We start from the raw sequence: 18,506 nt of genomic DNA, 5'->3' as shown, positions 1-18,506 counted from the left end.
CGGATTGCGAACGCGGAACGCCGTTCACTCCCTTAACCTCGCATTGAGATCCACATCGCCGAGCACCGTGCGCAGCTCCTTTTCGGCCTTTTGCAGGTTTTCCGGGACATCCGGCTCGGGGGTTACGATTTCGGGTGTCACCAGAATCACCAGCTCTTTGCGGTTCTCCGCCCGGTTGGTGGATCTGAACAACCCACCGACGAGCGGCAGGTCGCCGAGGAGCGGCACTTTGTCCACATCCTTGGCGTCCTCGGAGGTCAGCAGCCCGGAAATCACGATCGTCTCGCCGCTTTTGACGTTGATGGTCGATTCGGTTCGGCGCGTCAGCAGCCCCGGCACGCCATCGATCGCGGTCCGATAGTCGACGCTGCTCACTTCCGCCATGACATGTGAGACGATATTTCCGTTGTCGTCCGAAATGGGATTGATCTGCAGCTTGATGCCGTACTCCTGGAAGGCGACGGAGATCTCACCGTCCGCCCCGATTGCCTGATACGGGATCTCACCCCCCGAGAGAAACTCCGCCGTTTCGCCGCTGCGTGCCGTGAGCTCGGGCTCGGCGAGCAGACGCGCGGCGCCATCCTCGGCGATGAGCTGCAGGCGGGACGTCAATGCCGAGGTCATGCCCACGAACGGGTGGAAGCCGGTATCGAACAGCTCGTCCGAATCGATTATGCCGTCCCAGTCCACGTTGCCGTCATCGCCCGGCTGGATGCGATAGACGTCGTTGGAAACGAACGAACCGGCAACGGCGACCGTCGGTCCGGGCGCGGAATCGTCCCACCGTATGCCGATCTCCTTGCGGTACTGCTCATCGACCTCCACGACGCGTGCCTTGATCCTGATGAGATCACGCATGTGCGCCGAAGCCGGCCGCACCAGCGAGATCGTCTTGGGCAGCTCCTCGACGACCTGTGAGTACAGCTCCATGAGCGCCGGATCGAGCTCACCCTCGACAACCACCATGCCCTGCACGGTGCGAACCGTAAGGCCGTCGAACCCGGACAGTACCGAACGAATGGACGACAACCGACGATGCATGTTGCCCGGGCGAATGGCGACGCGGTAAGCCTGCTTGCGCATGCCGGCTTTCCAGACGACGAGATCCGTTTCACCTGGCGCCTTGGGGATCAACAGCATCTCGCCGCTGTCGAGCACGCGGACGCTGAGTACCTCATCGTTGCCGACCGCCACTTTCTTCGCGCTGCCGACGGATACCGTTTCCACCGCGCCGACATGGAGGGTGAGATGCTTCAGCGCATTGCCCGCGGTAGCCGAACCGGCCACGCCAAGCAGCGCGAACACGAGAATGACCAGCCACGCGGACTTGTACCGCGACACCCCCAGCGATTGAATACTTATCATTGTTCACCCTGCGCCGTGATTACCGGCACACTTTTCGTTAGTTTTCGGTTATTCCCCGGCGTGATACTTTCCACCGGCGCAATCGCGGGTTTCATGATCCCGTTTTCGTTATTGGCCGGTGTAAAGAATTCGACGAATTGCCTGTCGTCTTCCGCGAGCTCCGTTAGCAGCAAACGTTTGTCGAGCGGTCCGATATTCCTCCGCTGCGAGTCCTCGGCATTGCGCAGCATGAAGAGCACGTCCCCCAGCTCGGTGGCGAGCTGCAGGCGCGCGGCGTCGGCACGCTCAACCCCGACCGTGACCGTTGCGTATCCACGGTAATCGTCCTCGGAGCGGCGCCTGACGAATGACTGCTCCCGGGCGAGCAAGCGCTTAGGGCCCGCCGCCAGCACACGCACACGCTGCTGCACCGGATAGAGGATCGCATCCCCGTCACCGCCCTCGCCCTTGCCGAGCTCTTCGGCGTTCATTCTCACGAAGACGTCCACGTAATCGCCGGCGCGCAGCATACCCGCATTACTGTTGATCTCGTCGACCTCGAGGGTGACCGCCCGCTCGCCAACCTCGAGGAGGTCCGAGAAACGCTCCGTGGCCTTGCCCTCGACGAAGTGCGCGAGCAATGGCTCGCCACGCGACATCGGCTGCGCCAGCACGGCCCCCTGGAACCGATTGAAGTCAGAGGGTGTGACCGCGAACTGGGACAGATGCTCTGCCGGCACGTCAGCGACCGCCATCGTCGAACCGTTTACCACGTCGCCCGGCCCGAGATCGGTCGTCGCCACGACTGCCTGGCGGCTGTGTTCCCCTTGCTGACGCATCTGCTCGCGAATCGCCTGTTCCTTGGATTCCAGGTAATGTCGCGCGAGAAAGAACGCGCCGGCGGCAAGGACGAGAGCGAGCAAAAGCAGCCCCCACGACCTCAATGCTTGTCGTATACGCTCCACGGATTTCAACTCATTCAAAGGGGAAGGGAAATCGCATGCATGTAGGCCGCATGCTCCTGTTTGATAGCGTCGACGAGCAATTCGATGGCGCTGTCTCCATCGCTGATGGGCGCCATCAATGCCAGCACCAGGACCACCAGGCCCACCAGGTACTCGGTGTAAGAGTTACCCTTGAATCGCGATGGTGCACGCATGCCATTCACTCCGGGTGCACCAGCACCGCGACCGTGTAAGTCTGACCCGCCGTCTCGGCGAAATTCATGTTCAGACGCTGCTCACCTTTGGTGAGCACGAGGTTGTGATCCTTGAGACGGTTGCTCGCCGACTGGATGTCGTGAAAACTCTCCTGCCAGCCCATATCCTCCAGGCGCTTGCGGTAATAGTTCGCGTGATGGCGAACGCTGCGATTACTGCCCAGCACCAGCGTCCTGCTGACCTTGCCGCCGTCATTGCTGCGGATATCGTTGAGCACCTTGGAACCAGGCATCACGGGGAAGCCTTTACCCAGCTCCTTGTCCGCCTTCAATGCCCCGGAGAACATTGGTGCGATAGAGAGGTTGCCACGCGCTCTCATCTCGTTGCTCTCGGTGACCTGCACGGTCATGAGATACTCGCCGTTCTTGTGGGAGAGCACGCGCCACGGACGCATGGTCACGTCCCTGAGCTCGTCGCCCCACTGCGCTTCGTAGAAGGCCACCAGGGCCTCTTCGGGCTTGGTGCTGGAGAACTCCATCAAACGCATGGGAACGCCGTTGTACGTAACGTCATCGGCAACCATGGTGGTCTTTACGAAATCCGGAACCGGAAACTCCGGATACTCACGATCGCCGGCAAAAGCCAGGCTGGCCCACGCACAGCCGAGCACCGCCATTACGGCGCCGACCAGCGTCATCGTTACACGCTGCATATGCATCCGCTCCCGGCCATCCAGGCCTTATCGTTTTATTCAAGATACTGCGGCGGCACCGGCTCGACGTCGACGTGGCCGAATTCCAGGTCCTGCAGCGGTTCGAACGCCGGGAAGAACGACAGCATGTCGAACGCGTCCTCCAGAATATCGACATCCAGTAGCCCCAACGGCACGAACGCCTGAACCCGCCGTTCGTTATGCGCCGGACCGCCGACATTCCACGGCGCCGCCACCAGCGTCACCGAACGCCCCATGGTGAGATCAAGCTCCGACCACGGCCCGCCGAGGGACTCGATCGGTTTGAGATCCACCGATATCTCCGCGGTATACGTTCCGCGCGTGTTCACATCGAAATTATCGACGTAAGGGATACTCTGAATCCGATCGAATGCCGTCTCGACGCGGCTGGACGCCACACCAGGCGTGCGCCCCTCATCGATATCGGCATCGACGTATACCGGCAGCTCGTCGCCGGAGGTGACCTGCGCCTGCTCGATAAGCATTTCGGGCTGGCCACCGCTCGCCACGAACGGCGAGTTGAGAATCGGATCCTCGCGAAACACCCCTTCGACCTGGTGCTGTAGGCTGTGTATGCCTTCTTCCCGCCGGCTGAACACCCGCACCTGCGCTTCGCGCTTGATCTGCGCCTCGCTCTTCTGCGCGATGCTCGGCGCCGTGCTGGGAGCACCCGCCTTCCACACGGTGCGCTCCCACGCCGCATAGCGGGCAGCCACCTCGACCTTCTGCCGGGTGTCTATGTACTTGCCCAGCATGGACACCGCTATCACCATCGGTACCAGCACGAAAAGCGCCGAAACGATGAACTCCGCCCATGCCTGCCCGGTCTGTCTGCTTCGCATGCTCACGACGCCTTCCCTAGCGGCCATCCCCAGGCAATCGGGGGACGGCCGTCGCTGCCAACGAGACTCGAGCGCCGGACGGCCCCACAGGGGCTTCCACACCAACGGCGTCGTCCGGCGCATCACCCATTACTCGCGAACGGTCGGATTCGGCTGCCACGCGCCCTCGAGCTGGACATCCTCGGGCGCGTAGCGCCGGCAGATCTCCAGCACACCACTGCGCAGATCTGCCTTGCCCATACCGTCGGCCGCGTTCTCGATGAGGAACTCCGTCATCTTGTAGCCCGCGCTGCTCGGCGCCTCGCCCTGAAGGCTGAGCTCGCGAAGCTCGTCGCGGATCTGTTCGTCGCTGCGGGTTCCGCCCTTGGCCGTCTGTACCTCACCGTGGATGCTGTCCGCCTGGAGCAGCCACTCGGCACACGCATCACCACCCCACATCTCCTTGTTGAGCTCGTCCTTCGACATACTCAGCAGCGGATCGTTACCATTCGCCGCCAACGCGCTCGCGGACATTGCAACGCCCGCCACGAGCACGATTTCAATCGCGATTCGGGGAACTCGGTGCATCATCGGCCTTCCTGTCGCTGTTTCAGAAATCAAAGCCCTCGAAAACGTCACCCGCGCTCAATGCAGCAACCGCCGTCCTTTCCGCATCACTCGGCTGGACGAGCCTCACTTGCCAGTAAGGGTTATACATGTTGCCGTACTCGTGCTTGTTGTTATACCGGCTGGACCGGTGGCGTTTCGGCCAGAGGCGGTGTGGGCGCGAAAAATACGGCTGCACTTTTGCCAATGCCGACAACCGGTTACTCGCCATCCCGCCATGCTCCTCGATATCCAGGCGATCGCTGGTCTCGTAATCGGTATTGTCCGCTGCGATGGTGGACATCGTTTCTATCTCATCGGCCGGTTTACTCAGAAAGATGAGAAACTCCGGGCCCGAGCTGGTATCCGGATGTTGCAGTGATGAATTGTATTTCGGATCTCGCTCCCGGGAGAAATCGTAATACCGCTGCAATCCGCTGGTTTTTCTCAGGTTGTTGTCGCCGTCGTCCCACGCGGCAGAATACGCCGACGTGCGGTTCTCCCAGGCATCGCCCCATCGATGGGTATAGCGGTACCGGGAATAGTTGTAGTAGTCCGTTGAATAGTTCTCGTGCCGGGCGTGTGCCGCCCCCCAACCGATGGGGGCGGTTTCATCCACGCCGTAATGGCAGTCACCGTCCCAGTGACAGTGGTAATGCCCCAGCCAGAGGCTCTCCGTATCCATGGACGTCCAATCCCACACCAACTCCCGACGCCGGGTTTTCATGTTGAACTCGGTACCGCCGTGCTTCTCCATTCTTCCGCGCACGACCAGCGGAATGGTGAACTCCCAGTAGCGTTTGTTGCGCTCGCGGGTAAAACCGTCCCGGGAATCCTGGACCAACTGTGTTCGCTCCGCGTACCGCTCCCGGCGGAATCGGTTCTCCTGATGGTTCCACGAGGTCAGGCGCTTTCGGTTGCGGACGGTGTAGTTCCGCCACGCGTCGTAGAACGACGTCCAGTAGGCGGTCTCTCCGAACAGCGCGAGCTCCACGTCCGGATCGTTCTCCTCGACGACGCCGGAGAACGTCTCCCGCGCCATGTACAGGGTACCGAGGTGATGCAGACGTTGAACCTGGGAGAGCGCCTGGTTGATCAGGTCCGACGCCTCGATCACGGCGCTTGCCCCCGTATCCACGACGTCACGCACTCTGCTCATCACCTGCCGCAGGACTCGGGTCACCTGCTTGATGGCCTGCCCCACGTAGGGAATCCAGCTCGTCAGCGTGGCCGCGGAATCGATGTTGATGGCCTCCTGCTCCAGATAGGAGGTCCAGGACGCGAGCGCCACCATCTGCCCGATCGCTGCCTGATTGGCGATCATCGCCCGGTTCGTGTAGGCGATGAAGTTGAAGTCCCGGGCGACCATGACCCCCGTGCTGTAAGCCGCCGCGTCGGTGGTGTTCTGCAAGCGCACCTTCTCCGAGGTGGCCTGACCGATGTCGTACATGGAGTACACACTGAGCGCCACGGCCACGAAAAGAATCAGCGTCAGTACGGTGGCGTAACCCTTCTGCCTGCGCGGCGGAGTCTTTCGAATCATTGTCGGCCTTTCCCTGCGTCACCTGGCGCGCTCGCCGAAACGGCGCGCGGCCCCACCGGGTCACTACGGCAATACGCCGCGCCCCAGCTGGACGGACCGCACACCCCAACTGCCGACCACCGAGGCTGCTGCGCAAAGCCGCAGACCCCGCGGCATGACTACTCGACCGAAAAGACGGGGGCCGGCCAGAGCGAATGCTGGCTACGAACACCCGCGTGCAGCACCGGCCCTACACCGTCTCGTTAGTTGGTCGAGCTGGTGCCGGCCTCGTCGTAGTTGCCGAGGTTGTTGTTGGTCGAGGTCGCCGTGGTCTCCGCCCGCGATGCGTTGTCCTGCGCGTCGCTGATATTGCCGTCCGACGTCTCGCCGGAGAGCTCATTGGCCATGCCGGCCATCTGGTCCTGGATGACGTCACCGAACGCGCCGTAGACGCCAATCGCCGCTACCGCGATGAGAGCAGTGATGATGATGTACTCGGTCATTCCCTGTCCCAGGGAACGCTTCTTGAGGTGCGTATGCTTTTTCATTGTTGCCTTTCCCTTGCATTGGTTGACGAAGTCCACGCACCCGCGGCTGCCCGCGGGAACGTCTCCTGGCGGAGACAGTCCACTCGATGTAGTGGAACCGGAAAGCCAAACCCGACGGACAGGCGACGACCCACCCCGACAGCCCAGGCCGGATCGGTTGGCCGCCCGGCGCAAAACCGCGGCATGCGCGACGCCGGCGGGTTCAGCCCGGCGCCCTGGGACCTGACAGCCGACACACCCCGCTCGCGCGACCAAGATGCTCGGCGCGATCGCAAGCGACGATACGGTTGACCAAAACTGCGGGATGGTTCACAGTATGGCTCCGAGTTCGCAGGTACCGCACAAGCGGTTACGGTGGCGTCGGATACAGGCTGGACGCGAGAAGTGAAAACGGGTTTCGAGCCCGTCGTAGATACAGCGCGTTCGTAGCGGTGGCCTTCCTGAGCCATCGTGCCCCCCAATTCCGTTTGTTCGTCGCAACCGGGCGAAAAGCTACCCTGAAGCGTTCGCCGTTTCAAGCCCGCTGCTTAACACGTAACGTGGCAGTCATGGAACTGTAACGTTCAGGATCCATTTCAGCCGTGCCAGGCCAGCTACTTCGGTGATGAACTGAAACATTGCTGTCGTCTTATTCGTTGTCCGCGTCGCCCCGCCTTTCTAGCATGAGCGGAGCGCTTGTCAATACCCGGTTCGCTTTTCAAGCGCCCGCGCCCATCGCCAAATCCCGCAACGATTCGCGAAGCCGCCCCGTTACAACCGGACGTCGGCATCCCGCGCACTATGCCGAACCCGTGCTACACGCCCGTGAACAGCGGGCAAACGGCGCACCGCTGCGCCCGACCTGCACGACTGAAGTCTACATTCTGAAACACACCGAAACGGAAACTTCCCGGCGCAAGTATACGAACGCCGTTCGCCCGGGAAAATAGAGACATAAGATACATGATTGGAATGCGAAAAAGCGTATGGTCGCGCGCCCACCGTGCGGCATACCATACAGTTGGCGCACCGCTCAGCCGGCGACAATTGCAATCAATCATGCCGGCCTTGCGCAACCCGGTTTGCATCCCCCACGCAACCCGGATTGCGCCTCTGCCAGCATCACGGAAAACCGCACGGGGCAATGGGACGAAACACCGTCCGATACGTATCGAATTCAGGCTACTGCTGCATTCGGCTTTCGGGCGAGCACAGAGGGCTTCGGTTCAGTCGGGACATGCCACGAATTCGTGGGCGATTCGCTGGTGCGCAAAGCCATGTGTCGCCTACACCCGACGTCCCACCCACACGATACGGCCGACGATGGTCAATGCCTCGTAGCCTTCGTCGGTGATGTGCTGGTCCTGGTAGTGCGGGTTGTCGGAGCGGACCCACAACCCGCCGGACCAGTCACGCTGCAGGCGTTTGGGGAATACCTGTCCGTCGATCCGGAGTGCGTAGATCGCATCGTCTTCGATGTCGGGGCGGCTGGTATCCACCAGGAGGAGATCACCATTGCCCACGGTCGGCTCCATGGAGTCGCCCCTGGCGGTAACCAGGACGAGGTGATCCGGCTCCAGCGCTTCATGGCGAAGCCACTCACGGTAGAACGCGAGGCGCTGGACTTCGCTGGCATCGCCGACCACCGGGTCCGCACCGGCTTTGGCGTACGCATCGTACCGGGGGATCAACGCGTAGTCGTCCGTGGGCGCGTCGCGCACGACGCCCTTGCCGGACTGGACCTCCTCGCCGGTTGCCAGCCACTGCACGCTGACCCCGGCGGTCCGCGCCATCACCAGCACCTTGTCCAAACCAGGGAGGGAGCCGGAGAGATACTTCCGGACCAGGCTGTCACTGAGACCACACTCACGGGCGAACGACAGCACCGAACGGTTCCCGATCGCCTGCTTGAGACGCTCGGGGAACTCACGCTCGAGTTTGGGTGTCAGACCGGAGTGCTTGTACTCGACTGCTTCAGGCATGCTCGATTGACCGCATAACTTGTTGATATCAATGGTTAACGCGGCACAGAAAACGCCTTCCGTTGGCATCGGGACCGGGACAGCTCCAAAGTGCTTGCACACCTATCTCTGTAGTGCTACCGTCATAACCCGTAAATCACGGACGGCCGGCCCGATGAGCCGGCTCAAGGACCGACAGTGCACGAGCTGCGTCACGGCGCTCGACGATACGGGCATGCGTCGTCACGGAGCCCACTGTGACATGGAGTGCATTACTGTGCAGGACGAGCATATGGAAATGCCTACCCTGGAACAACCGAACGTCTGCCTGATGACCAGGGAGCGGTTCGCCCAGCTCTCGGGGCTCGGTGAAGATGTCGTGCGCGGTATGATCAACCGCGGCCAACTCCCCACCGTCAAGCTGGGCCGCTACCGCATGATCAATCTCGAGGCCCTGCGCCGCATGTGTCGCGACGCGGAGGTCCGGGAATGACGGACCGCCACCCCGTAGTCCACCGCCTGTCCGCCGCGATTGCGGCTGCCCCTTGCGGACGACAAGCGGCCTGGGAAATCACCGTATCGGCCCTGCTCGACCATGGCGAAGTCTCCGCTGAGGCCCTGGAGCGCTGCGCCGCGCGCCTGGAGTGGAGCGCCGCTTGCACCCGGGCACAGTCGAAGGACGGCGCGGCGGAGATCCGGCACTGGACGCTTGCCGCGTGCTCATGATCCCCCGATTCAGTCAATTCAACCCGAGGCTTACACCGCCCCGGCGCTCTCGAGCAGGCGCATTCCGGCCGGCGACACACCCGTGCGTATCGCGGCCAGTGGATGCATCGCAGCGAGAGCCGGAGCCGTTTCGCGCCAATGTCGATCTGCATCCAGACGCGCGAGAGCGGCTCCCGGGCAGCGGTCTTCTCCCGATTCCTGGCGGAGGCGTGCTAGTGACGGCTCGCCGCCTCCTTTCACCCGGGCGCGTGTCCCTCCAACTACGTCGCATCCACCACCGCCCGGGTGCTTCCTACACCGAGGGGGCGGCCCACTCGCCGCCCCCATCATAGAGCGGCGCCGGCACCGACGTCGGCTCGCCGCCGCCGAGCCCCGGCCACAGGCGTGAAGACTACGCCCGCGGCCGGGGCAGGCGCTCCTCCTCGCAGCGTTCTGATCGATGGCCGACCATGCCGTATGCCGGAGCACGCGCATACCGGCTTGCGCACGCCGGGGCCACAACACACAACGCATGATAATGTCCCCGCAGGCAGGCTCGGATCACGACACGCGGGACCGGGCTCGACGCCGCCATCACCGCCGTGCAGGAGTCGGCAGACCCGACTGTTCGGCACGATTTGCTGCCCGCGAGACAGGGAGGACCAATGGGCCAGAACATAGAGATCAAGGCGCAGGCACGGAACTTCAGTGCGCAGTCGCAAGCGGCGGCGGCCATGGCGGACCAACCGGTTTCCGTGCTGCATCAGGTAGACACCTTCTTCCACGCCCCCCATGGCCGACTCAAGCTGCGGGAGTTCGGCGACGGTACCGGCGAGCTGATTCACTACGAACGCCCGGACCGCACTGGACCGGCAGCGTCGGCTTACGTGTTGCACCCCACTGTCGCTCCCGACTCGCTCAAGGACGCACTGACGAACGCGCTCGGTGTTCGTGCTGTCGTCGAAAAGCGACGCACGGTATATCGGGCGGGGCAGACCCGGATTCACCTGGACGAAGTCGCAGGGCTCGGCCGATTCATCGAGCTGGAGGTCGTGCTCCGGGACGAACAATCGGCGGACGACGGCATGGTCGTAGCGGAGCGAGTCATGTCCATGCTGGGAATTGACGAAAGTGAGCTGGTCTCCGAGGCATACGTGGATCTACTCGCCGGTGACAGCAGCGACATGCGCCGCACGAGCGTTGGAGACAGCCGCTAGTGCCAACGTTTCGCGCCGGACGCACAGGCACGGTCGCGGATCGTCATAGGGGACGCGCTTTGGGCAACCGCCGTTGGTCTTCGAACCGTTGCGGGCGTCTGAGGATGAACGCTGCCCGATGACTCCGATGACGCAGTGCATGGAATACCTCCCGCGCAAGTACGCGCCCTGACCGCTACGCTGCGTACGACGTCTACCTTGCCCGCCCCGCTGGAACTGCTATAAGCCAGGCATAACCTGCTGACATCGGGCGTTATCGCCAAGTCACCGGCCGTTTACACGCCACTTGCGGACAAGGGAGGGTCGCGACGTGAGTGTTCAGCTCAATCACACCATCGTCTGGTGCCGCGACAAGAGAAGGTCAGCGGGTTTTCTCAGCCAGCTCCTCGACTTGCCGGAACCCAGGCCATTCGGCCCAATGCTCGTCGTTGCGCTCGACAACGGCGTCTCACTCGATTTCCACGAGAAAGCCGGCCACGTCGCACCTCAACACTATGCGTTCCTCACCAGCGAGGAACACTTCGACCGTATCTTCACCCGCCTCCGTGACCGCGGCCTCCCGTACTGGGCCGGCCCCGACAAACAGCACCCAGGCGAGATCAATCATGACAACGGCGGCCGCGGCGTCTATTTCGAGGATCCCGATAGTCATCTCCTCGAGATCATCACCCGCCCCTATGGCAGCAGTGACGCAGGCTGGGAAGAACAAGCGACGGGGCCGCGCCTCAATGAGACTGACTGAGATGACGCCGCCTCATCGCCAACGCCCGCCGCCGGCCGACTCGACCACACCATGGGCACACTCGGGCTGGCCGTCGCCCTCGACCCGGGAACCGGTCGCTTTTCCGCTTAGGGGCATGTCGATGTCGTCACAGCCTGTTGGGGCCGCCGGAACGTGAGGGCACAATGTCGATTGTCTTGTTCATCACCGGCCTCGTATGCCTGATCGCCGGCGCAGAAGCCCTGGTACGCGGGGCATCGCGTCTGGCATCGGCTTTCGGCGTCTCGCCGCTGATCATCGGCCTCACCGTGGTCGCCTTCGGTACCAGCGCCCCTGAGCTCGCCGTCAGCATCAAATCGGCGCTCTCCGGCCAGGCCGGCATCGCCGTCGGCAACGTCGTTGGCAGCAATATCTTCAACGTTCTGTTCATCCTGGGCCTTTCGGCACTCATCGTGCCGCTCACCGTGTCGCAGCAACTCGTGCGGTTCGACGTCCCCCTGATGATCGCGCTGTCCGTCGTCCTTCTGCTGCTGTCGCTGGACCAGGCTCTCACCCGTCTCGATGGCCTGATGCTCGTGGCCGGGCTATTCGCCTATGTCGCATTCCTGCTCTTCCAGAGTCGCAGGAGCAGCGCGGGTACGCCGGAGGCGCACGAGGCCGGCGGCGCGACCGGCGGTGACCAACCCGTCGGCTGGGCCAGGAACGCGGGGCTGATCGTCGGCGGTCTGGTTCTCCTCGTGCTCGGATCGCGCTGGCTCGTGGACAGCGCGGTGACGTTCGCAGGACTGATGGGCGTCAGCGAGCTCATCGTGGGCCTGACCATCGTGGCCGCGGGCACGTCGCTGCCCGAGGTGGTAACGTCGATCATCGCCGCCCTGCGCGGCGAACGCGACATCGCCGTGGGCAATGTCGTCGGCAGCAACATTTTCAACATCATGGCCGTGCTGGGTATCACCTGCATCGTCGCCCCGAATGGCGTGACGGTCTCACCCGCAGCAGTACACTTCGACATCCCCGTCATGATCGCAGTGGCACTAGCCGCCCTGCCCATTTTCTTCACGGGCGGTATCATCAACCGCGCCGAGGGCATCGTATTGCTGGGCTACTACATCGCCTACACCGCCTACCTCATCATGGCCGCCGCCCAGCACGATGCCCTGCCGGCGTTCAGTGCGGTGATGCTGTACTTCGTCGCTCCACTGACGGCAATTACCCTTATTGTCGTGACCATCCAGGAACTCCGCGCCAGCCGAAGGCGGCCAAGCGAATAAGCCTCGTCGACCACCCTGCGCCGCCCCATATCATCCCGCCAGTGCCGTAACCCGCCCGCACGGCAGATGCCTACGAGCGCCTGACCCGTTTCCGAAACCGACATCACGGCATGAGAAGGACGAACACCGGTACGTGGGGATCCACCACTCAAAACCCGAGGAAAGACGATGACCCACCGATTCGTAATCACGGGCGGCCCCGGAGCCGGAAAGACAACGGTGCTGGCGACCCTCGAAGAACGCGGCTATCACTGCGTGCCCGAATCCGCACGAGAGATGATCAGGTGCCGCCTGTTACTAACCTTGCAGGAAGTATTGCCAGATCTCAGTGACCGTGTGCGCCGCTGTTCGCTTCGACACTCCTTCGTGGTATGCCGCCACAACGGGCTTGCGATATCCCGAGTCACTCGCCTCGATGGTCAGTGGCGTGAGGAGCGTGGTGCAGCAAGGACTGCATGAGTGACGAGCAACGCAGACCACAGCGGCGCACACGGCCACCCGCAGGGCGCCACTGCGCGGCGCCTCGGCGGCGTTGCGTTCGCTTGACGTGAGCCTCGCCACGCCGGCGCTCACGCGCCTTGCCGAGCCGCCGCGCAGTGGCGCTGAGACCTGACAAGACTTCCTGCAAGGTTAGCAAGGGGCTCCCGCCGCGCCCCGACGCAGTCACCTTTGCGAGAACCATCCTTCGTGACGACATCGACAAGCACCGCCAATTCCCGGCGAGCCGCAGCCCGGTCTTCTACGACCGCGGCGTACCGGATGCCCTCTACATGCTCGACGCCACCAGCAATCTCCCCCGGGCGATGGCCGTCAGCCACGTGGCGAAGTATCCATACAACCGGACCGGTTTCATTCTCCCGCCCTGGGAAGCGATCTACAGCAAGGACACGGAGCGGGACCAGACCTTCCGGGAGGCATTGGACGTCTATGCAGGCATGAAACGCTGGTATGCCATGTGGGGCTACGCGCTGGTGGAAGTCCCGAAAACCGACGTGGAACGAAGAGCCGACTTCATTGTGAACACCGCATGTCAGCGCATTCGCCAGTCGCCCCGGGAACGTTAGCCCACCGATGCCACCGTGTGGCGCCGAGCTGTGCCCATGAGAGCCATCATGCGAGCACCATGACGGCCGCACCATAGCCTTATGTGGTGACGACCAGCCCCAGTATCTGTGCCGACAGGCCGGCGACAATGGCGGGTAAGCTGAACGAGAGGTAGCTCAACACGTAGAACACCGCCATCAGCGCCGAACGCTCGCTGATCTCTCGTCTCCGACCTCCAGGGCTGGGGCGAACAGTACCTGGAAGCGATGATATCGGTGCCGGGGCAGCGCATGCTGTGCGACATGATGGCCAGCGAGGACGATACGCGGCGCCAGCGCTGTTTCCAGTACGCGCGCGAGCAGATCCAGCAACGCGCCGTGGAGCGCGGCGAATCTCCGCCCGAGATCGATACCCTGATGGACTTCATCATCGGGCCGCTGTTCTATCGCGTGCTGTACGACCGGGACTCGGCCACGCCCGCACGGCTGCGGCACTGGATCGCACGGGCCTTGGCCGACCGTTGAGCATCCCGGCTCAGTGCCGCCAAAGCGCTTGCTGCGCCTCGATGCCTTGGTAAAATGGCACCGCACTTCGGTGCCTGTCGAGCGGGGAATGGGCAACAACGCCACGTCGGCAAACGCCCACAACCTCGCGATGACAGCCCACCAGGAGCCCGGGTGGCGGAACTGGTAGACGCAAGGGACTTAAAATCCCTCGGAGTATTCTCCGTGCCGGTTCGAGTCCGGCCCCGGGCACCAATAAAATCATATACTTACGCACCCCACCACCCTACTCCGCGGACTGTCACCCCGCAGGGTGTCAACCAAGTGTCAACGCGGTTATACGCGACTCCCCCATAGCAAGCCCAAGAACCGGTTGGCCGGCTTCAGGCTCCACACAGCGAGCACGATTCGATCCCGGCGATCTGTCATCCGTCATGAATACGACTTCGCGAGACAACGCCCCACCAGCGTCAAACTGCTTCATCGTGGCTGGCTCGTAGATATTAATCGACGAAGTCGGACCATCACTGACGGTAGGCATTACAAGATCCGGATCCTCATAACTCAACGGCGACTCAATAGCTTGACCGATACTGCGAACGCAAGCAGTGCCATTCACAACAACGCAAACGCTAAAGAGCAAAACTGCAGGCAAATAACGATACGCCATAAGAAAGCCGACGTGACGTTACGAATATCTTTTGACTCCACAGTACTACTATCGGTTCCATCCGCATATTTCGCTCGAATCTGTGCGACACCTCAACGCGGCGACAGCGGATTCAGGCTGACAGGCCCGATCTATTTCACGGCGCTCCGGGTCAAGCGGCCGCGGTTAGCGTGAAGTCCACGTGAACCTTGTCATAGGGGAAGATGACGCGGCCGCCTTCCGTGCGGTCGAGGATGCCGGCATCGAGCAAGGCATGAACGTCACGGTGGACGGCCTTCACGTCGCGATCCAAGCGGCGGGCAACCTCGCGAATGCTCATGGCGTCCTGGCCGGTCATGGCCTTGAGCAGTTCCCAGCGCTTGCGGGTCATCGTCTGCCACAACAGGTCCACGGAGGCGAACGAGATGTGCGCGCCCTGCTCCTTACCCTCGAAGGCTTCCAGGGCACGGCGAGTTACGTCTTCGCGTGAGGCGACAGAGAGCGTTACGGTGGTCATTCGCGCCTCCATTGATCGACGTCCGCCCAGAAATCAGTGAGCAACTGGGCCGGCGTGGTGAAGTGATACGGCACTTCGTCGTCACCGATATGCTTGTGATCGCCCTTGCCTGCCTCATTATCGTAGCGGAGCACACATTCCCAGGCGACGACGTAGACAAGAGCGTACTTGTAGTCATGGTTCGAGCCACGCACCGGTTTTGGTACGCGCCAGACGCGCAGCTCTACGAAGGCGTCTTCAGCAACCACATGGCGCTCACGCAGTAGCAGCTCCGCTTTCATGTTGTTATTTTGTCCAACAAAGATGCCGTTGTCAAACGATCCAACCCCCCCGCCGAATGGGTATCCACCCAGTGTCCAGGCGAGAGTGACCAAGAGTGCGTTACGGTGCAGGCCCGACGACGCAAGTTCTTGTATTGTCAAGAAGCGTGTAGCACTGTGCCGCTAAGGATCGGACCTAGGAGCCTTCGGAGTATCCTCCGTGCCGGTTCGAGTCCGCCCCGGGCACCGGATACCACGTCAGGAAATCGCAATAAGCCACGGCGTAACCCGACCGTCCTCTCTGTAACCGATCGACGCTCGCAGTCATCATCGGAACACAGGCTGGGTTGCACGATCGACACCAACTCCTGCCTCCCGGGATTCCGTCTTCTCTGCCGTCAGTACCCTCGCTACTCGCCGCGCTCGGATTGAACTAATCTGTGCGACAGATCACACTTACGGATTGATAGCCACGAACGAAACAAGACGAAGCATGTTGGGGTGGGTGATGCAAAGGTCGATTGTCGCAGCTCTGCTAGTCGTCGCTGGACTGACTACGGGCTGCTCGACTCTGAAACAGCAGGACGCCAGCTACGAGGTGGGCTCTCATCCGGAGGTGGGAGAGCAGACCACAGCTAGTGTCGGCGAGGTCATGGTCACCAAATATGACTACCTTGCCCGTGAAACCGCGAAGCCCCGGAAGTCCCTCGAGGGTAGCTTCTGGCTGAGTCGGCGCTCGGTCGCGGCGGGTACCACGCTTATAGGCGCTATCGCCGGCGACAAGAAAGTGTACTGCCAGCCGCCCGGGGGTTTTGGCAGCCCGTGCCTGAGTGACTCAGACGGTGATGGCTCGTTCGACACCGCATACACGATCAACGCCTATGGCTTCGCGGTTAACGGGACCGATGTCAGCCCGGTGCCGTACAAGATCCAGGACGCCAAGATTCAGGACGGCTTCAAATACGAGCTGGTCTACCAAGGAATAGAGGATAACGTTGTCAGGATTGCGTATCGTGAATACACGGATAACCTTGCGCGCCCGGCCTACAGGCAAGACCTTAGCTACACGATATCGGATGATGGGGACAATGCGACTTTTCGGGATGTAATCCTGAGAATTCACTCGGCGGACAACAACGAGATTGTCTACACGGTAAAGTCCGGTTTCTGAGGCTCACCATCAAAGTATCGCCCCGCCGCCAGACCGACGGGGCGTGTACTAGATGTCAGGTCCCGGACTATTGCGCCCCTGTAGGCTTAAAGATACGGGCCAGGGATCGCCTCCAGCAGAAGGCCAGCACAATCGATAAAAACGTAAAAACGGCCGTCCCGACCGCACAGGCAACGCGTGCCCCCTTGGCCAGCCTCAGCTGCTCCCTCCCTCGAACCATTTCCACCTCGCCTGCTTCAAGTTGCTTTTCCCCAGCGCTGATCGCGCTCCCTCCTTCGGCAACTTTCTCGGCGCCTTCAGCGATATCCTCTCTACCCTCCCTGAAACCCTTTCCACCGTATAGCAGCTTGTCAGCCAACACCAGGAAAGGGTTTTTTCTGGCTTGCTCGTATTCCTTTTTACCCTCTGACAACTCTCGCTTGCCGGCCTCCAGCTCCGCTTTGCCTTCCTCGAGCGCAGACTGCCCTTTTTCAAGCTGTCTTTGACCGACGGCCAATGCCCTCTCCCCGGCAGTAATTTTTTCGGTGAAAAATAGATAGCCGCCCCCCGACGCAAGAGCCAACAAGATAAGTAGCAGCAGCACGAGAAGCCTGACCATTATGCTAAGCTCTGTGATTTCCTGACCTAACGCGTGCGTTCAGTTGCGTCTGATCCGCCGAGCGGGGCAGACGTCAACTGGAACGCATTGTTCGGCGCAATAGTCGAATGGCTGATGCCGCCCGAGCCGACACCAGCCATCCGAGAGGCCCTTTCTCTTTCGACCAGAGCTCTGCGGGGACTCGCACCCCAACAGAGAAGCTTCGACATGGAGCTTGCCCCAAAGCGGCTCAGCCGTCGTTATAGCTCGGATACCGATGACTTCGCCGCTTCGAAAGTCTTCGCATTACTTCCTACTCGAACACTCACGGAAAGTCTTTGTGCGGCCTCAATTCACATGCCACCTTCCGCTTTTCTCTGGCCCGGCAGCCACTTCAAAATTGCTTTCAAAGCGACCTCCTCCTCCGGGGACAAACAACACCCCCTGCACACTCATGTATGCAGGGGGTAGCGTAGAACCCATTTCCCGGTGTCTGGGTCCTCAACCATCAACCTCTTGCACTCCTTCTTGTACTTCGGATCCGGGTAGCGGCTTTCGAACGTCCCACCAAAACCATCAACGAGTTCAACATACTTCTGGTATGCCTCTGCCTTCGATGAACCCCGGATCTCGCCGTGTGTGCCCCCCATTTTCGATTCTACCGCTGTCGCTCTTCCGCCGAACAATGCTTCAGAAGGAATCGCCAGGCTCGCCGCTGTCCACTCGGCGATGAGCTGGGCACGAGCTTGTCGATCCTCCGGGGAATGGGCAGGTTCCGCCGTGTAGTCGCCGGAGCTATCGATGCGGTCCCCGCCGATCAGGTCTCCGCCCACTGTGTCCCCTCCCACCGAACCAGCATAGTCCGCACCGATCTGATCGCCACCCGCCAATGCCCCCAATGGGGTCGCCGTTGTGAATGCGGGTCGGACGTCGCTGATGGCGATCGCAGCGTCCCAGCCGTCGGTCTCCTGGGTAGGCGGATCTGGCGGTCGTGGGGGGGCTGTGTTGGCGACGGAGCTGCCGCGTGTCAATCCCGGTTGAGACTGTCCGGTTTTCCCCGGGCTAAAATGTCCGCCGCTCGGTGATGGGGTGTCTGGGGTGACGAGCCCCGGTGTCTAGGTGTCAGGTCCCGGACGATTCCGTGGCTTTTTGTGAAATAGATCGGGCCTGTCAGCGTACCAGTGTTTCATCGCCTGC

Annotated in this window: 21 protein-coding genes, 1 tRNA gene and 1 pseudogene; 10 read left to right on the top strand and 13 right to left on the bottom strand. The window is 61.8% G+C overall.

Annotated elements, in window-relative coordinates:
- Nucleotides 1-24 precede the first annotated feature (24 nt).
- The 9 genes from ACPEES_RS06075 to ACPEES_RS06035 all read right to left on the bottom strand — a co-directional run bounded on the left by ACPEES_RS06075 (nucleotide 25) and on the right by ACPEES_RS06035 (nucleotide 8,695).
- Complete coding sequence (locus ACPEES_RS06075; RefSeq protein ID WP_435102091.1) at nucleotides 25-1,365, bottom strand: type II and III secretion system protein family protein; 1,341 nt, start codon at nucleotides 1,363-1,365, stop codon at nucleotides 25-27.
- Nucleotides 1,362-2,267 (bottom strand): Flp pilus assembly protein CpaB, encoded by a 906-nt coding sequence (cpaB, locus tag ACPEES_RS06070; protein WP_435102089.1) that lies wholly within the window; start codon nucleotides 2,265-2,267, stop codon nucleotides 1,362-1,364. Before cpaB ends, ACPEES_RS06075 begins: the two co-directional genes overlap by 4 nt.
- Nucleotides 2,268-2,323: 56 nt before the next feature.
- A complete protein-coding gene (locus ACPEES_RS06065; protein WP_435102087.1) occupies nucleotides 2,324-2,503 on the bottom strand; it encodes a hypothetical protein in 180 nt (59 codons plus the stop codon).
- Between the two features lie 5 nt (nucleotides 2,504-2,508).
- A complete protein-coding gene (locus ACPEES_RS06060; RefSeq protein ID WP_435102085.1) occupies nucleotides 2,509-3,216 on the bottom strand; it encodes a hypothetical protein in 708 nt (235 codons plus the stop codon).
- Nucleotides 3,217-3,251: 35 nt separating this feature from the next.
- The gene (locus tag ACPEES_RS06055; protein WP_435102083.1) at nucleotides 3,252-4,079 is read right to left on the bottom strand and encodes a hypothetical protein; all 828 of its coding nucleotides are present in this window, start codon (nucleotides 4,077-4,079) and stop codon (nucleotides 3,252-3,254) included.
- Between the two features lie 129 nt (nucleotides 4,080-4,208).
- A complete protein-coding gene (locus tag ACPEES_RS06050; RefSeq protein WP_435102081.1) occupies nucleotides 4,209-4,649 on the bottom strand; it encodes a hypothetical protein in 441 nt (146 codons plus the stop codon).
- A 19-nt stretch (nucleotides 4,650-4,668) separates the two neighbouring features.
- Nucleotides 4,669-6,207 (bottom strand): Tad domain-containing protein, encoded by a 1,539-nt coding sequence (locus ACPEES_RS06045; protein WP_435102079.1) that lies wholly within the window; start codon nucleotides 6,205-6,207, stop codon nucleotides 4,669-4,671.
- A gap of 242 nt (nucleotides 6,208-6,449) precedes the next feature.
- Complete coding sequence (locus ACPEES_RS06040) at nucleotides 6,450-6,734, bottom strand: Flp family type IVb pilin (RefSeq protein ID WP_435102077.1); 285 nt, start codon at nucleotides 6,732-6,734, stop codon at nucleotides 6,450-6,452.
- Nucleotides 6,735-7,999: 1,265 nt separating this feature from the next.
- Nucleotides 8,000-8,695 (bottom strand): S24 family peptidase, encoded by a 696-nt coding sequence (locus ACPEES_RS06035; protein WP_435102075.1) that lies wholly within the window; start codon nucleotides 8,693-8,695, stop codon nucleotides 8,000-8,002.
- 271 nt (nucleotides 8,696-8,966) lie between these two features.
- Here ACPEES_RS06035 and ACPEES_RS06030 point away from each other — a divergent pair, with 271 nt between their 5' ends.
- The 9 genes and pseudogenes from ACPEES_RS06030 (at nucleotide 8,967) to ACPEES_RS05990 (ending at nucleotide 14,390) form a co-directional block, all read left to right on the top strand.
- Nucleotides 8,967-9,167, top strand: a complete 201-nt coding sequence (locus ACPEES_RS06030) for a hypothetical protein (RefSeq protein ID WP_435102073.1) — start codon at nucleotides 8,967-8,969, stop codon at nucleotides 9,165-9,167.
- Nucleotides 9,164-9,400, top strand: a complete 237-nt coding sequence (locus tag ACPEES_RS06025; RefSeq protein WP_435102071.1) for a hypothetical protein — start codon at nucleotides 9,164-9,166, stop codon at nucleotides 9,398-9,400. Before ACPEES_RS06030 ends, ACPEES_RS06025 begins: the two co-directional genes overlap by 4 nt.
- 644 nt (nucleotides 9,401-10,044) lie before the next feature.
- Nucleotides 10,045-10,596, top strand: coding sequence for a class IV adenylate cyclase (locus tag ACPEES_RS06020; protein ID WP_435102069.1), 552 nt, complete (start codon nucleotides 10,045-10,047; stop codon nucleotides 10,594-10,596).
- Between the two features lie 310 nt (nucleotides 10,597-10,906).
- Complete coding sequence (locus tag ACPEES_RS06015) at nucleotides 10,907-11,338, top strand: VOC family protein (RefSeq protein ID WP_435102067.1); 432 nt, start codon at nucleotides 10,907-10,909, stop codon at nucleotides 11,336-11,338.
- Between the two features lie 164 nt (nucleotides 11,339-11,502).
- Nucleotides 11,503-12,588, top strand: coding sequence for a calcium/sodium antiporter (locus ACPEES_RS06010; RefSeq protein ID WP_435102065.1), 1,086 nt, complete (start codon nucleotides 11,503-11,505; stop codon nucleotides 12,586-12,588).
- Nucleotides 12,589-12,756: 168 nt separating this feature from the next.
- Nucleotides 12,757-13,047 (top strand): AAA family ATPase, encoded by a 291-nt coding sequence (locus ACPEES_RS06005; protein WP_435102063.1) that lies wholly within the window; start codon nucleotides 12,757-12,759, stop codon nucleotides 13,045-13,047.
- Between the two features lie 137 nt (nucleotides 13,048-13,184).
- A complete protein-coding gene (locus tag ACPEES_RS06000) occupies nucleotides 13,185-13,652 on the top strand; it encodes an AAA family ATPase (RefSeq protein ID WP_435102061.1) in 468 nt (155 codons plus the stop codon).
- Nucleotides 13,653-13,862: 210 nt separating this feature from the next.
- Nucleotides 13,863-14,156: pseudogene (locus ACPEES_RS05995) on the top strand (TetR-like C-terminal domain-containing protein); the annotation flags it as partial.
- Between the two features lie 147 nt (nucleotides 14,157-14,303).
- Nucleotides 14,304-14,390, top strand: a tRNA-Leu gene (locus ACPEES_RS05990).
- 566 nt (nucleotides 14,391-14,956) lie between these two features.
- Here ACPEES_RS05990 and ACPEES_RS05985 read toward each other — a convergent pair.
- The gene (locus ACPEES_RS05985; RefSeq protein WP_435102059.1) at nucleotides 14,957-15,301 is read right to left on the bottom strand and encodes an HVO_A0114 family putative DNA-binding protein; all 345 of its coding nucleotides are present in this window, start codon (nucleotides 15,299-15,301) and stop codon (nucleotides 14,957-14,959) included.
- The gene (locus tag ACPEES_RS05980) at nucleotides 15,298-15,582 is read right to left on the bottom strand and encodes a toxin-antitoxin system TumE family protein (RefSeq protein ID WP_435102057.1); all 285 of its coding nucleotides are present in this window, start codon (nucleotides 15,580-15,582) and stop codon (nucleotides 15,298-15,300) included. Before ACPEES_RS05980 ends, ACPEES_RS05985 begins: the two co-directional genes overlap by 4 nt.
- A 487-nt stretch (nucleotides 15,583-16,069) precedes the next feature.
- On the opposite strand from ACPEES_RS05980, the gene ACPEES_RS05975 reads away from it, so the two are divergent.
- Entirely contained in the window at nucleotides 16,070-16,732 is a 663-nt protein-coding gene (locus ACPEES_RS05975) for a hypothetical protein (protein ID WP_435102055.1), read from the top strand.
- A 67-nt stretch (nucleotides 16,733-16,799) separates the two neighbouring features.
- Here ACPEES_RS05975 and ACPEES_RS05970 read toward each other — a convergent pair whose 3' ends face one another.
- Together ACPEES_RS05970 and ACPEES_RS05965 are read right to left on the bottom strand one after the other, a co-directional pair.
- Entirely contained in the window at nucleotides 16,800-17,330 is a 531-nt protein-coding gene (locus tag ACPEES_RS05970; RefSeq protein ID WP_435102053.1) for a hypothetical protein, read from the bottom strand.
- A 431-nt stretch (nucleotides 17,331-17,761) separates the two neighbouring features.
- On the bottom strand, nucleotides 17,762-18,142 hold the full coding sequence (locus ACPEES_RS05965) for a hypothetical protein (RefSeq protein ID WP_435102051.1): 381 nt from the start codon (nucleotides 18,140-18,142) through the stop codon (nucleotides 17,762-17,764).
- Nucleotides 18,143-18,506: the final 364 nt, after the last annotated feature.

Origin of the sequence: Arhodomonas sp. AD133, assembly GCF_051195215.1 — a bacterium.
GTDB lineage: Bacteria > Pseudomonadota > Gammaproteobacteria > Nitrococcales > Nitrococcaceae > Arhodomonas.
Note: the sequence above shows the minus strand (reverse complement) of the source record. Positions and strands in the feature narration are given on the sequence as shown.

Excerpts from the sequence above, each read along its gene's own strand:
- ACPEES_RS06050 (WP_435102081.1), bottom strand. The coding sequence starts at position 4,649 with ATGATGCACCGAGTTCCCCGAATCGCGATTGAAATCGTGCTCGTGGCG.
- ACPEES_RS06020 (WP_435102069.1), top strand. The coding sequence starts at position 10,045 with ATGGGCCAGAACATAGAGATCAAGGCGCAGGCACGGAACTTCAGTGCG.
- ACPEES_RS05975 (WP_435102055.1), top strand. The coding sequence starts at position 16,070 with ATGCAAAGGTCGATTGTCGCAGCTCTGCTAGTCGTCGCTGGACTGACT.
- ACPEES_RS06065 (WP_435102087.1), bottom strand. The coding sequence starts at position 2,503 with ATGCGTGCACCATCGCGATTCAAGGGTAACTCTTACACCGAGTACCTG.
- ACPEES_RS06005 (WP_435102063.1), top strand. The coding sequence starts at position 12,757 with ATGACCCACCGATTCGTAATCACGGGCGGCCCCGGAGCCGGAAAGACA.
- ACPEES_RS06060 (WP_435102085.1), bottom strand. The coding sequence starts at position 3,216 with ATGCAGCGTGTAACGATGACGCTGGTCGGCGCCGTAATGGCGGTGCTC.
- ACPEES_RS06045 (WP_435102079.1), bottom strand. The coding sequence starts at position 6,207 with ATGATTCGAAAGACTCCGCCGCGCAGGCAGAAGGGTTACGCCACCGTA.
- ACPEES_RS05985 (WP_435102059.1), bottom strand. The coding sequence starts at position 15,301 with ATGACCACCGTAACGCTCTCTGTCGCCTCACGCGAAGACGTAACTCGC.
- ACPEES_RS06040 (WP_435102077.1), bottom strand. The coding sequence starts at position 6,734 with ATGAAAAAGCATACGCACCTCAAGAAGCGTTCCCTGGGACAGGGAATG.
- ACPEES_RS06030 (WP_435102073.1), top strand. The coding sequence starts at position 8,967 with ATGGAAATGCCTACCCTGGAACAACCGAACGTCTGCCTGATGACCAGG.
- ACPEES_RS06035 (WP_435102075.1), bottom strand. The coding sequence starts at position 8,695 with ATGCCTGAAGCAGTCGAGTACAAGCACTCCGGTCTGACACCCAAACTC.
- ACPEES_RS05970 (WP_435102053.1), bottom strand. The coding sequence starts at position 17,330 with ATGGTCAGGCTTCTCGTGCTGCTGCTACTTATCTTGTTGGCTCTTGCG.
- ACPEES_RS06025 (WP_435102071.1), top strand. The coding sequence starts at position 9,164 with ATGACGGACCGCCACCCCGTAGTCCACCGCCTGTCCGCCGCGATTGCG.
- ACPEES_RS06055 (WP_435102083.1), bottom strand. The coding sequence starts at position 4,079 with ATGCGAAGCAGACAGACCGGGCAGGCATGGGCGGAGTTCATCGTTTCG.
- ACPEES_RS06010 (WP_435102065.1), top strand. The coding sequence starts at position 11,503 with ATGTCGATTGTCTTGTTCATCACCGGCCTCGTATGCCTGATCGCCGGC.
- ACPEES_RS05980 (WP_435102057.1), bottom strand. The coding sequence starts at position 15,582 with ATGAAAGCGGAGCTGCTACTGCGTGAGCGCCATGTGGTTGCTGAAGAC.
- ACPEES_RS06075 (WP_435102091.1), bottom strand. The coding sequence starts at position 1,365 with ATGATAAGTATTCAATCGCTGGGGGTGTCGCGGTACAAGTCCGCGTGG.